17 protein-coding genes are annotated in these 13,465 nt (G+C 72.2%); 11 read left to right on the top strand and 6 right to left on the bottom strand.

The features are described from left to right. From G3I40_RS20925 to G3I40_RS20940, 4 genes are all read left to right on the top strand, one after another. On the top strand, window positions 1–920 hold a 920-nt coding region (locus tag G3I40_RS20925; RefSeq protein ID WP_164303663.1), incomplete at its 5' end, for a pseudouridine synthase. A 169-nt stretch (window positions 921–1,089) separates the two neighbouring features. Then, window positions 1,090–1,824, top strand: coding sequence for an NUDIX domain-containing protein (locus tag G3I40_RS20930; protein WP_164303664.1), 735 nt, complete (start codon window positions 1,090–1,092; stop codon window positions 1,822–1,824). Further along, the gene (locus G3I40_RS20935; RefSeq protein WP_164303665.1) at window positions 1,821–2,837 is read left to right on the top strand and encodes an ADP-ribosylglycohydrolase family protein; all 1,017 of its coding nucleotides are present in this window, start codon (window positions 1,821–1,823) and stop codon (window positions 2,835–2,837) included. Before G3I40_RS20930 ends, G3I40_RS20935 begins: the two co-directional genes overlap by 4 nt. 56 nt (window positions 2,838–2,893) lie before the next feature. After that, window positions 2,894–3,658 carry a nucleotidyltransferase domain-containing protein gene (locus tag G3I40_RS20940; RefSeq protein ID WP_164303666.1) on the top strand — a complete coding sequence of 255 codons (765 nt, stop codon included), beginning with the start codon at window positions 2,894–2,896 and terminating at the stop codon, window positions 3,656–3,658. Here G3I40_RS20940 and G3I40_RS20945 read toward each other — a convergent pair. Genes G3I40_RS20945 through G3I40_RS20960 form a run of 4 tightly spaced genes read right to left on the bottom strand, consistent with a single transcriptional unit; the run spans window position 3,629 to window position 6,119 of the window. Beyond that, window positions 3,629–4,330, bottom strand: a complete 702-nt coding sequence (locus tag G3I40_RS20945; RefSeq protein WP_164303667.1) for a nucleotidyltransferase domain-containing protein — start codon at window positions 4,328–4,330, stop codon at window positions 3,629–3,631. The two genes, G3I40_RS20940 and G3I40_RS20945, sit on opposite strands and share 30 nt — an antisense overlap. A 22-nt stretch (window positions 4,331–4,352) precedes the next feature. Continuing rightward, window positions 4,353–4,838, bottom strand: coding sequence for a Rieske (2Fe-2S) protein (locus G3I40_RS20950; protein ID WP_343244981.1), 486 nt, complete (start codon window positions 4,836–4,838; stop codon window positions 4,353–4,355). Then, complete coding sequence (locus tag G3I40_RS20955; protein WP_164303669.1) at window positions 4,835–5,419, bottom strand: DUF6529 family protein; 585 nt, start codon at window positions 5,417–5,419, stop codon at window positions 4,835–4,837. The genes G3I40_RS20950 and G3I40_RS20955 overlap by 4 nt, the downstream gene beginning before the upstream one ends. Window positions 5,420–5,441: 22 nt before the next feature. Further along, on the bottom strand, window positions 5,442–6,119 hold the full coding sequence (locus tag G3I40_RS20960) for a hypothetical protein (RefSeq protein ID WP_164303670.1): 678 nt from the start codon (window positions 6,117–6,119) through the stop codon (window positions 5,442–5,444). A 131-nt stretch (window positions 6,120–6,250) separates the two neighbouring features. Between G3I40_RS20960 and G3I40_RS20965 the strand changes: the two genes are divergently transcribed. The 6 genes from G3I40_RS20965 (at window position 6,251) to der (ending at window position 11,256) form a co-directional block, all read left to right on the top strand. Continuing rightward, window positions 6,251–6,697, top strand: coding sequence for a YidB family protein (locus G3I40_RS20965; RefSeq protein ID WP_164303671.1), 447 nt, complete (start codon window positions 6,251–6,253; stop codon window positions 6,695–6,697). Between the two features lie 125 nt (window positions 6,698–6,822). Beyond that, window positions 6,823–7,185, top strand: a complete 363-nt coding sequence (gene aroH / locus G3I40_RS20970) for a chorismate mutase (RefSeq protein WP_164303672.1) — start codon at window positions 6,823–6,825, stop codon at window positions 7,183–7,185. After that, on the top strand, window positions 7,182–8,267 hold the full coding sequence (locus tag G3I40_RS20975) for a prephenate dehydrogenase (RefSeq protein WP_164303673.1): 1,086 nt from the start codon (window positions 7,182–7,184) through the stop codon (window positions 8,265–8,267). Before aroH ends, G3I40_RS20975 begins: the two co-directional genes overlap by 4 nt. Before the next feature lie 89 nt (window positions 8,268–8,356). Further along, window positions 8,357–9,052, top strand: coding sequence for a (d)CMP kinase (gene cmk / locus G3I40_RS20980; RefSeq protein ID WP_164303674.1), 696 nt, complete (start codon window positions 8,357–8,359; stop codon window positions 9,050–9,052). After that, complete coding sequence (locus G3I40_RS20985; protein WP_343244982.1) at window positions 9,010–9,693, top strand: lysophospholipid acyltransferase family protein; 684 nt, start codon at window positions 9,010–9,012, stop codon at window positions 9,691–9,693. The genes cmk and G3I40_RS20985 overlap by 43 nt, the downstream gene beginning before the upstream one ends. An 81-nt stretch (window positions 9,694–9,774) precedes the next feature. Beyond that, on the top strand, window positions 9,775–11,256 hold the full coding sequence (der, locus tag G3I40_RS20990) for a ribosome biogenesis GTPase Der (protein ID WP_164303675.1): 1,482 nt from the start codon (window positions 9,775–9,777) through the stop codon (window positions 11,254–11,256). Window positions 11,257–11,290: 34 nt separating this feature from the next. Here the strand turns inward: der and G3I40_RS20995 are convergent, their stop codons facing one another. Then, complete coding sequence (locus tag G3I40_RS20995) at window positions 11,291–11,590, bottom strand: hypothetical protein (protein ID WP_164303676.1); 300 nt, start codon at window positions 11,588–11,590, stop codon at window positions 11,291–11,293. Between the two features lie 202 nt (window positions 11,591–11,792). Further along, window positions 11,793–12,587 (bottom strand): hypothetical protein, encoded by a 795-nt coding sequence (locus G3I40_RS21000; RefSeq protein WP_164303677.1) that lies wholly within the window; start codon window positions 12,585–12,587, stop codon window positions 11,793–11,795. A 402-nt stretch (window positions 12,588–12,989) separates the two neighbouring features. Between G3I40_RS21000 and G3I40_RS21005 the strand changes: the two genes are divergently transcribed. Then, window positions 12,990–13,465, top strand: a 476-nt coding sequence (locus G3I40_RS21005; RefSeq protein WP_164303678.1) for a transglycosylase family protein, incomplete at its 3' end; no start/stop codon positions are given.

The raw sequence follows: 13,465 nt of genomic DNA on the forward strand, positions 1-13,465 counted from the left end.
AGGACGGTCCGAAGTCGGGCCGTGGCGCCTCGGCGCGCGGCGGTGCCAAGGGCGGCCCCAAGCAGGGCCAGCGCAGCGGCGGCCGCACGGCGCCCTCGCGCTCGCGTGAGTACGAGACGCGGGCCGAGGAGCGCAACCGCGACCGGTACGCGGGCAAGCCCGAGATCAAGCTCCCCAAGACCTTCCCCGGCGCCGAGCAGGAGGGCGAGCGGCTGCAGAAGGTGCTCGCCCGTGCCGGTTACGGCTCGCGGCGTGCCTGCGAGGAGCTGGTCGACCAGGCCCGCGTCGAGGTCAACGGCGAGATCGTCCTGGAGCAGGGGCTGCGCGTCGACACCGAGAAGGACGTGATCAAGGTCGACGGTCTGACCGTCGCCACGCAGTCGTACCAGTTCTTCGTCCTGAACAAGCCGGCCGGCGTCGTCTCCACCATGGAGGACAACGAGGGCCGGCAGTGCCTCGGGGACTACACGAACAACCGTGAGACGCGGCTGTTCCACGTCGGGCGGCTCGACACCGAGACCGAGGGTGTCATCCTGCTCACCAACCACGGCGAGCTGGCCCACCGCCTGACGCACCCGAAGTACGGTGTGAAGAAGGTCTACCTCGCGCACATCGTCGGCCCGATCCCGCGCGACCTGGGCAAGCAGCTCAAGGACGGCATCCAGCTGGAGGACGGGTACGCGAAGGCGGACCACTTCCGCGTCGTCGAGCAGACCGGCAAGAACTACCTGGTCGAGGTCACCCTGCACGAGGGCCGCAAGCACATCGTGCGGCGCATGCTCGCCGAGGCCGGGTTCCCGGTCGACAAGCTGGTCCGGGTCGCCTTCGGCCCGATCACGCTCGGCGACCAGAAGTCGGGCTGGCTGCGGCGGCTGTCGAACACCGAGGTCGGCATGCTGATGAAGGAAGTCGACCTGTAGGCAACACCGTTCGTCGAGCGGCCGGCCCCCGGAGAGATCCGGGGGCCGGCCGCTTCCTTTTCGGCGCCCTGCCGGTCGGCGCCCGCATCGCCCGGTGCGGCGCAGGGGCTTGCGCGCCTCCACCCCCTCTATTTATAGTCATCAAGACCTTAAATAGAGGGGGTGGGTCATGCAGGGATACGACAAGCACGCCTACGAGCCCTTCGCCGTCACCGTCGACCTGGCCGTCTTCACGATCCGCTCGGGCCGGCTGCACATCCTGCTCGTGGAGCGCGGCCAGGAGCCGTACGCCGGGCGATGGGCGCTGCCCGGCGGGTTCCTGGAGCCGCACGAGTCCGCGGAGACCGCGGCGCGGCGCGAGCTCGCCGAGGAGACCGGCCTGCGCGACCTGGCGGGGCTGCACCTGGAGCAGCTGCGCACCTACAGCGAGCCGGGCCGCGACCCCCGGATGCGGGTCGTCTCGGTCGCGTTCGCGGCGCTCGTGCCCGACGCTCCGCAGGCCCAGGGCGGCGGCGACGCGGCACGGGCCGCCTGGCTGCCCTACGCGGGCGGAGCCTGGGGGCCGCTGGCCTTCGACCACGACCGGATCCTCGCCGACGCCCACGAACGGATCGGCGGCAAGCTCGAATACACCTGCCTGGCCACGTCGTTCTGCCCGCCCCGGTTCACGCTCGGGGAGCTGCGGCAGGTCTACGAGGTGGTGTGGGGGACCGCGCTGGATCCGGCGAACTTCCGCCGCAAGGTACTGGCCACGCCCGGATTCGTCGCGCAGGTCCCCGGCGCGTCCCGGCTGACCGGCGGCCGCGGCAAGCCCGCCGCGCTGTACCGGGCGGGCGGCGCCGACGCACTGCTCCCGCCCCTCCTCAAGCCCGCACCCGACCTCTCGGAAGGACCCCGCACATGACCGGCAAGAGGGCCGCGACCGGATCGCTGCTCGGGCTCGCGCTCGGGGACGCGCTCGGCTTCCCGACCGAGTTCAACGACGTACCGTCCATCCTCGCCAAGTGCGGGCCGTGGCGGGAGATGGAGCTGCCCGGGCGGCCCGTCGCGTACGTCACGGACGACACGCAGATGGCGCTCGCCGTCGCGCGCGGGGCGAAGCGGGCCGCGGGACGGCTGTGCGGAGCCGAGCGGTACGCGTACATCATGCGGCAGGAGTTCATCGCCTGGAACCGCTCGCCCGACAACAACCGCGCCCCCGGCAACACCTGCCTCAGGGCCTGCGCCCTCCTCGAGGACGAGCAGCGGGAATGGCGCGACGCCAGCCAGGTGCAGTCGAAGGGATGCGGGGCCAACATGCGGGTGACCCCGCTCGGCCTCCTGCCGCACCTGAACGAGGAGGGCCGGGCCGCCGGCGCACAGACCCAGGCCGCCCTCACCCACGGCCACCCGACGGCGCTCGCCGCCTCCGACCTGACCGCGTATGCCGTACGACTCCTCGCCGAGGGCACCGAACCCACCGGCCTGGCCGGACGGCTGCGCTCCTACGCCCTCGACAACCGCACCCTGTACTGGGAGAAGTGGCTCGGCGACCTGTGGCGGCGGACCGGGCAGGACGCGAGCCCCGAGGCGTTCATCGCGCGGGGCTGGGACGACTGCCTCGCCGTGCTCGCCCGGCTGGAGGCGGCACTGCGGGACGCCAACCCGGAAGTCGACCCCTGCCTCGCCACCGGCGCCGGCTGGATCGCCGAGGAGGCCCTCGCCACCGCCCTGTTGAGCTTCCTCCTGTTCGTCGACGAACCCGTGCTCGCCCTGCGCCGCGCCGCCTGCACCTCCGGCGACTCGGACTCGATCGCGGCCCTGGCCGGCGCCTTCGCGGGCGCCCACCTCGGCGCCGACGTCTGGCCCGAGGACTGGGTGACCCGCATCGAGCACCGCGACGAGCTGCTCGCGTTCGGCGCGGAGTGGGACGGCTGAGCCGGGGGGCCGGTAATTCGATGGGGCCCGGCGGCACGATCCGGCAGCATGTCCGGATGACCGCCGACACGCACCTGCCCGCCGCGGTGGACCTGACCACGGCCGTCGCCGCGGAGCCGGACCCGCTGCTGTTCGCCACGGTCTCTGGCGCGCACCTGTACGGCTTCCCGTCGCGAGACTCCGACGTGGACCTGCGCGGCGTCCATCTGCTGCCCGCGGCCGCGCTCGTGGGGCTGCGCGAACCGCAGGAGACCCGGTCGCGGATGTGGTGGACGGACGACGGCGTGGAGATGGACCTCGTCACGCACGACCTGCGCAAGTTCGTCCGGCTGATGCTGCGGCGCAACGGCTACGTACTGGAGCAGCTGCTCTCGCCGCTCGTCGCGCACAGCACCGGGACGCACCGCGAACTCGTCGCGCTCGTGCCCGACATCGTCACGCGGCACCACGCCCACCACTACCGGGGGTTCGCGGGCACCCAGTGGCGGCTGTACGAGAAGACGGGCGAACTCAAGCCGCTCCTGTACGCCTTCCGCGTACTGCTCACCGGCATCCACCTGATGCGCAGCGGTGAGGTGCAGGCCCATCTGCCCACGCTGCTAGGCGAGTTGGCGGCGCCGTCCTATCTGCCCGAGCTGATCGCGGCCAAGGCCGCGGCCGAGCACGGCGCCGCCGACGTCGACCGAGCGCGCGTGGCCGTCGACGTCGAGGCGCTGTACGCCCGCCTCGACGTGGCGCAGGGCGAGTCGAAGCTGCCCGACGCACCCGCCGCGCACGACGCCCTGCACGACCTACTCGTCCGGGTCCGCCTCGCGGGCTGACGCGCGGCGGGTGCGGGTCAGGAAGGCCTCGACGCGGGGGCGGTCGGGGCCGGGCGGGAGCGGGGTGCCGGACGCCGCCTTGTCGGTCTCCTCCGCCAGGAGCGTCATGCGGCGTTCGACCTCGGGCCACGGCACCTCGCCGCGCTTGACCGCGAGCAGCTCCTCGCGGTGCTCGCCCACGTCGATGGTCAGCTCACCGGTGCGCAGGAGGTCGCGGCAGGAGATCAGCAGGCGCAGGAGGTGCATCGCGTGTTTCCAGCGCGGGGCGCCGTGCGTGCGGATGTCGGACTGCAGCTTCTTGTGCTGGCCCGTCGCGTAGCGCGCGAACGTCTCGTGCGCCTGACGGGAGAGGAAGGCGCCGCGCAGGTCGAGCAGCTCGCGGCCGGTGACCGTGACGTGCTCGACGAGCGGGGAGTGCAGGCACTCCAGGACGTTCGGGTTGCCGCGCAGGGCCAGTTGGCAAAAGCGCTCCAGCTCCCAGGAGAACTGTTCCTCGGCGGGCCCCTCGACGTGCGTGGGCGGCTTGTCGAAGCGCCAGTACAGCGGGGTCGGCGCCAGGAACACGCCACGGCGGTCCGTGTCGCTCGCCTCCGTGGCCAGGCCGAAGGCGCGCGAGCCCATGACGCAGGCGTAGATCGTGTGGTCGCGCACCAGGAGTTCGTCCGGGGTCATCTCCGGAGAGTAGGCCGTCCGGTCAGCCCAGCGAGATCGAATTACCGGTGACCGTGATCTTCCGGGGCGTCAGCGGGCGCGGCGCCGGGCCGCCCGTCACGGCGGCGTCCTCGATCTCGTACTTCGAACCGTGGCAGGGGCAGTTGATCGTGCCGTCCGCGACGTCCTTCACCGTGCAGCCTTGATGCGTACAGACCGCGGAGAAGGCCTTGAAGTCGCCCTGCGCCGGCTGCGTCACCACGACCTTCTTGTCGGCGAAGACCGTGCCGCCGCCGACCGGGATGTCCGAGGTCCTCGCCAACTCGTCGGCCGCGGGCGGCTGTTCGGGATCAGCCGAACCCGCGGAATCGTCAGTGCCCTCAGCGGTCGAGGCGCGTGCGCTGCTGGCCGCGTCGGTCGGCGCGGGCTGCTCGCCGCCGCCCTCGTCGCCGTACTTGCTGCAGCCCGCCACCAGCCCCGCCGCACCCGCGACGAGCACGCTGCGCCGGGTCGTCGTCGCCCGCCTCACGTCGTCACCCCCACCGTCCGGAAGAACCACAGCGCCGACGTCAGCCACAGCAGCGTGAGGACCGCGAAGGCCAGGCCGCCCATCACCGGCAGCAGCCAGCCGGGCAGCCTTTGCACCCGCAGCAGCAGCATCTTGGCGCTGAACGCCCCGAAGAAGAAGCAGCCGAGGAACGAGTGCCACATGACACGGGTCGAGTACGACTGATAGCCGAGCGCGTACAGACAGTGCACCGCGACCGGCACCGCCACCAGGAACGCGATCCGGCCCGACCAGCGATGCAGCGCGGGCGCCCAGGAAGGCCCGCGCAGCTTCCCGTAGACCATGAACGCCGAACCGACCTGGACGAGTCCGAAGGCGAACGCCACCGTGCCCAGCCAGGACTTCACCGCGCCGCTGCTGGAGAACCCGGCGAGGTTGAAGGCGGTGCCCTCCGGGTCGTGGACCTTTCCGTACGCGCCGAGCGCCACGGCCACCGCGGCCGCCACGAGGGCGGGCACCACATAACGCGCGGGGTGTGGGCGCCGGTGGTCGGGTGGACAGCCCGGGAAGCTCTGGGTCGCGGCGTTCGGGTCGACGGACATGGTTACCCCTTTGCACGACGGATCAGGGGACGACGGGGCGCGCGGTCAGGTGCTCGCCGTCGACCGTGACCGCGCCGGTCCGCGGGTCGATGGGGGGTGCGGCGGACGGCTTCTCGTCGCGGCGCACGATGCCGACCTGGCGGCCGCCGGGCAGCACGATCCAGCCGCCGTCGATCCTCGCGCCGCGCACCTCGGTGGTGGCCCGGTACAGGCCGGACGGTTCGACGGCCTTCTTCGCCGTGAAGCCGTACGCGTGGTCGAAGACCTCCGCCGTGCCGCGGATCCGGTCGCCGCGGAGCGTGCCCTCCAGCCTGTCGCCGTGCTTGCCGCTGAGCTTCATCTCGCCGTCGTCCTCGACGGTCCCCTTCAGCCAGGACTCCTTGGCGCGGCCGTCGCAGAAGTAGGCGACGGCCTTCTTCCCGCGTACGGAGACCGAGACGGCGGAGGTGCCGTCGTCGGTGCGGCCCGCGTAGGCGGCGTCGGGGCGGGCGGCCCTGGACCGCGACGGCCCCGTGCTGGGGCCGGCGCTCGCACTCGCCTTCGGGGGAGCGGGCGAGGCGGACGAGGACGCGCTCGCCGTGGCGGCCGGGGCGCCCTCGTACGACGCGGCGTCCTCGCCGGTCGTCGCGTTCAGCGACCACATGAACAGCGCGAGCGCCAGACCGGCGAACAAGGTGAACAGGGGCCCAGAGCGCTTCATGACGAGCCTCCCCCGAGGCGGCACGGTGCCGCCCTCCATGCAAGCAGCTCCGGCCGAGTGGCGACAGGGGGTGGTTCGGGTGACATTGAGAGGGTCCGGGTTTCCTGAATGTCCCGAAAGGCGCGGTAATCATGGCGGGTAACGATCTGGGCAGTCTGCTCGGCGGCCTCCTCGGTGGCGGAGGCAGCGGGTCCGGCAGCGGCGGTGGCCTCGACCTCGGCAAGATCCTGGGCGGGCTGCTCGGCGGCGGCGCCGGTGGTGGCGCGGCGGCGGGCGGCGGCGGGTCCAACCCGCTCGGTGGTCTGATGGACATGATCACGAAGTCCGGGCTCGTCAACCAGGAACAGCTCGACTCGTGGGTCGGCAAGGGCGACAACCAGCCGCTCAGCCCCGATCAGGTCAAGCAGGCCGTCCCCGACGAGACGCTCGACAAGCTCGCGGAGGACGCCCACGTCAGCCGGGACGAGGTGGCCGCCCAGGTGGCCCAGGACCTGCCCAACGTGGTCGACAAGCTCACGCCGGAGGGGCAGGTGCCCTCGGGTTCCCTCGAGGACATCATCAAGCAGCAGCAGCTCTGATCCGTCACGCCCCTGCTGCCGGTGCGCGGCGCCCCGTCTCGAAGGACGGGCGCCGCGCACCCGTGCGTACGGCCCCAACTACGCTGGACGTCGCAAACGTACGGACAGGATCAAGGAGTGACACCGTGGCGGTACGAGCGGTCCGGGGCGCCGTCCAACTCGAGCGGGACGAGGCCGGGCATATGGACGAGCAGGTCAGCGAGCTGCTCACCGCCGTCCTCGAGCGGAACGGGCTGAGCGCCGACGACCTCATCTCCATATGGTTCACCGCGACGCCCGACCTGCACGCGGACTTCCCGGCGGCCGCCGCCCGCAAGCTCGGCATCGTGGACGTACCGCTGATCTGCGCCCAGGAACTGGACATCGCCGGCGCCATGCCGCGCGTCGTCCGCATCCTCGCGCACATCGAGACCGAGCTGCCCCGCTCCGAGGTCGCCCACGTCTACCTCGGCGCCGCCGCGGCCCTGCGCAAGGACATCGCCCAGTGAGAACCGCACTCGTCATCGGCACCGGCCTCATCGGCACCTCCGCCGCCCTGGCCCTGGCCTCCCGCGGCGTCACGGTGCACCTCGCCGACCACGACCCGCAGCAGGCCCGCACGGCGGCCGCGCTCGGCGCCGGGACGGACGAGGCGCCCGAGGGCCCCGTCGACCTGTGCGTGGTGGCCGTACCGCCCGCGCACGTCGCCGCGTCCCTCGCCGACGTCATGCGCCGGGGCGTGGCCCGCGGCTACCTGGACGTCGCCAGCGTCAAGGGCGGCCCGCGCCGCGAGCTGGAGGAGCTCGGCCTGGACCTGACGTCGTACATCGGTACGCACCCGATGAGCGGCCGGGAGCGCAGCGGCCCGCTCGCGGCGACCGCCGACCTCTTCGAGGGCCGTCCGTGGGTGCTCACCCCGACCCGGGACACCGACACCGAGGTCCTGAACCTCGCGCTCGAACTGGTGGCCCTGTGCCGGGCCGTGCCCGTCGTCATGGACGCCGACGCCCACGACCGTGCCGTCGCGCTCGTCTCGCACATGCCCCACCTCGTCTCCAGCATGGTCGCGGCCCGCCTGGAGAACGCCGAGGAGAGCGCGGTGCGCCTGTGCGGCCAGGGCATCCGCGACGTCACGCGGATCGCGGCCTCGGAACCCGGCATGTGGATCGACATCCTGTCCGCCAACCCCGGCCCGGTCGCCGACCTGCTCTCCGCCCTCTCCGCCGACCTCGACGAGACCGTGCGGGCCCTGCGTTCCCTGCAGTCCTCCGACGACGCCAAGCGCCGCGAGGGCGCCGACGGCGTCGAGACGATGCTGCGGCGCGGGAACACCGGCCAGTCGCGGGTCCCCGGCAAGCACGGCTCGGCCCCGGCGACGTACGAGATCGTCGCGGTGCTCATCTCCGACCAGCCCGGCGAGCTGGCCCGCATCTTCGCGGACGCGGGCGCCGCGGGCGTCAACGTCGAGGACGTCCGCATCGAGCACGCGACCGGGCAGCAGGCCGGTTTCGTGCAGCTCATGGTGCAGCCCGCCGCGGCTCCGCAACTGGCCGCGGCGCTGCGCGAGCGCGGCTGGGCCATGCGGCAGTAAGAGGTGCCCGCGGGAGCCAGTAACCTTGTGCGGGGTGCGTGCGCGCCCCGCACACCCGCCCCGTGTACTCAGAAAGGTGCCCGTCACCCATGGAATCCGCCGCAGCCGCCTCTCCGGCAGCAGTGATCGTCGCCATCGACGGACCCTCCGGCACGGGCAAGTCGAGCACCTCGAAGGCCGTCGCCGCCCAGCTCGGACTCAGCTACCTCGACACCGGCGCCCAGTACCGGGCGATCACCTGGTGGATGGTGCACAACGGGATCGACCTGACCGACCCGACCGCCATCGCCGACGTCGCGGGCAAGGCCGAGATCATCTCCGGCACCGACCCGTCCGCCCCGACGATCACCGTCGACGGCACCGACGTCGCCGGTCCCATCCGTACCGGCGAGGTCACCTCCAAGGTCAGCGCCGTCAGCGCCGTCCCCGAGGTGCGCGCCCGGATCACCGAGCTGCAGCGCTCCATCGCCGCCGAGGCCGAGAAGGGCATCGTCGTCGAGGGGCGCGACATCGGCACGACCGTGCTGCCCGACGCCGACCTGAAGATCTTCCTCACCGCCTCGCCCGAGGCCCGCGCCGCCCGCCGCTCCGGCGAGCTCAAGGGCGCCGACGTCAAGGCCACCCAGGAGGCCCTGGTCGCCCGCGACAAGGCCGACTCCAGCCGCAAGACGTCGCCGCTGGCCAAGGCCGGCGACGCCGTCGAGGTCGACACCAGCGACCTCACGCTGCAGCAGGTCATCGAGTGCGTCGTCACCCTCGTCGAGGAGAAGCGGGCCTCCAAGTGAGCGCACCGTCCGTGAGGGGCGCCGAGGTCGGGCGGCGCATCGGCGTCGGCCTGATGTACGGCCTGTGGAAGCCGCGCGTGCTCGGGTCGTGGCGGGTGCCCGCCACCGGCCCCGTGATCCTCGCCGTCAACCACTCCCACAACATCGACGGCCCCATGGTCATGGGCGTCGCCCCGCGCCCGACGCACTTCCTGATCAAGCAGGAGGCGTTCGTCGGGCCGCTCGGGCCCTTCCTGGACGGGATCGGACAGGTGAAGGTCGACCGCTCCACGGCGGACCGCACGGCCATCACCCGGGCGCTCGACGTGCTGCGCGAGGGGGGAGTGCTCGGCATCTTCCCCGAGGGCACCCGCGGCGAGGGCGACTTCGCGTCGCTGCGCGCCGGGCTCTCGTACTTCGCCGTACGGGGCGGGGCGCCGATCGTCCCGGTCGCCGTTCTGGGAAGCACGGAGCGGCCCGGACGGTTGATAAAGGGGCTGCCTCCGCTGCGCAGCCGGGTCGACGTCGTCTTCGGCGACCCCTTCGAGGCGGGCGACGGCAGCGGACGGCGTACGCGCAAGGCGCTCGACGAGGCGACCGTGCGCATCCAGGAGCGGCTGAGCGCCCACCTGGTGGACGCCAGGCGCCTGACCGGGCGCTGAGCGAGACTTTCAGTAGTGCGCCGGCCTTCATGAGGGGCGGGCGCACCGATCACCACGAATGAACGACGAGGTACGGACTTCATGAACGACCAGATCCAGCCCGAGGGCTCCCCGGAGCATGAGCACGGGGCGCTCGGAGGCGTCGGGGCCGATGAGTACGCAGCGTTCATGGAGCTCGCCGCCGAAGAGGGCTTCGACGTCGAGGACGTCGAGGGCGCCATCGAGGAGGCGGGCCACGGTCCGCTGCCCGTCCTCGCCGTCGTCGGCCGCCCGAACGTCGGCAAGTCGACCCTGGTGAACCGCATCATCGGCCGCCGCGAGGCCGTCGTCGAGGACAAGCCGGGCGTCACCCGCGACCGCGTCACCTACGAGGCCGAGTGGGCGGGCCGTCGCTTCAAGGTCGTCGACACGGGCGGCTGGGAGCAGGACGTGCTCGGCATCGACGCGTCGGTGGCCGCGCAGGCCGAGTACGCGATCGAGACCGCCGACGCCGTCGTCTTCGTCGTCGACTCCACCGTGGGCGTCACCGACACCGACGAGGCCGTCGTACGTCTGCTGCGCAAGGCCAAGAAGCCGGTGGTGCTCTGCGCCAACAAGGTCGACGGCCCGAGCGGCGAGGCCGACGCCACCGCCCTGTGGTCCCTCGGCATCGGCGAGCCGCACCCGGTCTCCTCGCTGCACGGCCGCGGCACCGGCGACATGCTGGACGCGGTCATCGAGGCACTGCCCGACGCGCCCCCGCAGACCTTCGGCACGGCGATCGGCGGCCCCCGCCGCATCGCCCTGATCGGCCGCCCGAACGTCGGCAAGTCCTCGCTCCTGAACAAGGTGGCGAACGAGGACCGCGTCGTCGTCAACGAGCTGGCGGGCACCACCCGCGACCCGGTCGACGAGCTCATCGAACTCGGCGGCGTCACCTGGAAGTTCGTCGACACGGCGGGCATCCGCAAGCGCGTCCACCTGCAGCAGGGCGCCGACTACTACGCCTCGCTGCGCACCGCCGCCGCCGTCGAGAAGGCGGAGGTCGCGGTCATCCTGATCGACTCCTCCGAGACCATCTCGGTGCAGGACCAGCGGATCGTGACGTCGGCCGTCGAGGCGGGCCGCGCCATCGTCGTCGCGTTCAACAAGTGGGACACCCTCGACGAGGAGCGCCGCTACTACCTGGAGCGCGAGATCGAGACCGAGCTCGCGCAGATCGCGTGGGCGCCCAGGGTGAACGTGTCGGCCCGCACCGGCCGCCACATGGAGAAGCTGGTCCCGGCGATCGAGACCGCGCTGGCCGGCTGGGAGACCCGCGTCCCGACGGGCCGTCTGAACGCGTTCCTCGGCGAGCTCGTCGCCGCCCACCCGCACCCGATCCGCGGCGGCAAGCAGCCTCGCATCCTCTTCGGTACGCAGGCCGGCACCAAGCCGCCGCGGTTCGTGCTCTTCGCCTCCGGGTTCATCGAGCACGGCTACCGGCGCTTCGTGGAGCGGCGTCTGCGCGAGGAGTTCGGGTTCGAGGGGACGCCGATCCACATTTCGGTGCGGGTGCGGGAGAAGCGCGGCAGGAAGAAGTAGCCGACAGGATTCGGCAGCAGGGGCGTCGCGGGCTTCAGTGCTCGCGACGCGGACCGGGCGGCAGCGCGGCCGGGAGGTGACCTCCGTGGCCGTGCTGCCGCCCGTTCGTCTGTGGCTGCCAGTGCTGCTGGTGCTGCTGTTGGTGCGCCATCGGGTAGTGCGAGACGTGGTGCCGTGTTCCGTAGGGGCCCGTCCCGAATCCCGTGAACCCGAGATCCTCCTCGCCGCTGCGGTCCCCGGGCAGAGCCCGGAAGGACCGGCTGTACTCCGCGTACAGGGCGTCGTAGATCGGTGTGGCCGAGCGGGGGACCGCGTGGTCCTCCGGGGGACGCATCGAGGGGATCGACGAGAGGGAGCCCTGGTACGGCTGGCGGAGACCGGAAGAGGACGAGGGGGCTGAAGTCGGGTCGTATGGGTGCACGTATGTGCCAACGACCCGGACCTGACTCGGATGCGCCCTTGGCCTCGGCTGTTGCGGGGCGTCAGGGAGGCTGACCGGCGCGTTCGGTGAGGTCCGGGTCGGCACGGGCGTCGGCTCAGGTGCCCGCGAGCGGCATCGCGGCGGCGACCAGACGGCCGTTCGCCGCGGACTTGTCGAGGGCGTCGCGCAGCAGGTCCTCGCGTGGCTGGCGGCCGATCGAGCCGACGGGGGCGGCGAAGACGAGGACCGTGTGCGTCTTGTTGGCGGCGGCCCGCCAGCCCTCGGTGACGACGAGCGGCTGGTGCGCCTGCCACCAGGCGACCTGCGAGGGGGCGCCGCCGGTACCGGGCTGCAGCACGGCGTGCAGCTGGCCCATGGCGAGCAGCACGGACCAGCCGGGCAGGGTGCGCGGCGCCTCGGTGAGCTCGCTGAGCGGCATGAAGCCCTGCTCGATCAGGAGCGGCAGGAAGTCGTCGCCGCCGGCCTCGGCGCCGGGGCGGGCGATGGGACCGGTCGGCTCCACGACGAGGGCGGGGTGCAGGTCGCCGCCGATCAGCACCAGGCCGCTGGTCACGCCGAGCACGGCCTGCGCCGCGGCGGCCTCGACGGGGCCGTCCCCGGCGGCGCCCTGCGGGGAACCGGTGAGGGACCGTACGGCGCCCTGCAGCTGGTCCTCGGCGACCTGGACGACCTGCGAGGGCAGGCAGCCGGCGTGGGCGAAGGCGAGGACGGCGGTCTCGTCGCCGACGAACAGGACCGTGCTGGTGCGTTCCTGCTCGGAGTCGCCGGGGGTGCGGCAGGACGTGCAGTCGTAGCTGCCCGGGGCGTTGTCGCCCCCGAGCAGCCGGTCTGCTTCTTCGTCGCCGATCTCGGCGCGTACGTCGGCACTGACGTCGAGCAAGCGCGGCACGGGGGCTCCTCTGGATCGGATGCAAGTCGGATGCGTGCTGATGAAGGGACAACGGACGATCTGTGGGCGGAGTCACGCCCGGAACCGAACGGAATCGACCCATCCGGAGCGCACCGTGAGGAGGCGCCCGGAATCTGTCACTCCATGACAACTTGTTGGCATTCAAAGGAAGTTGAGGAGGTGAACTGAGTCACAGATCACTGAGATGACAGGTCGACAAATCAGGAAATCAGTGAATGAAGTGGGTGGCTTGAAATCGCCGCTACTTCAGGTAACGGCTCACTGGCCAGGAGCGACAGGGGGGCGGTTGATGCGGGCCGCCCGCGCTGCCTAGATTCCACCGCCGTCTGCAACGAGCAGTTCACGAGCACAGTCCACGAGAGCTCCACGAGAGGGAATCTCATGTCCGTGCCGATACGTACGGCTCGCACGACAGCGTTGATCACCGGGGCGGCTCTGCTCGCCCCCCTCGGCCTCTTCGCCTCCGCCGGCTCCTCCCAGGCGGCGGGAGCGGACGTCTGGGACCGCATCGCCCGCTGCGAGAGCGGCGGCAACTGGCACACCAACACCGGTAACGGCTACTACGGCGGGCTCCAGTTCTCCGCCGGGACATGGCGTGCGTACGGCGGAGGGGCCTACGCCGCGACGGCCGACCGGGCGTCGAGGGCACAGCAGATCGCCGTGGCCACCAAGGTGCAGGGCGCGCAGGGCTGGGGAGCCTGGCCCACCTGCGCGGCACGGGCCGGTGCGTACGGCAACGCGCCGTCGGCCGCGCAGCCGAAGCACAAGCCCGTGAAGCCGAGGTCCGTGCAGCCCGCGCCGGTGCAGCCCAAGTCGGCCGCGCCGCACCGCAGTTCGTCGGGCGCCGACCGCGGCGC

This window comes from Streptomyces sp. SID14478 (assembly GCF_010548525.1).
Classification (GTDB): domain Bacteria; phylum Actinomycetota; class Actinomycetes; order Streptomycetales; family Streptomycetaceae; genus Streptomyces.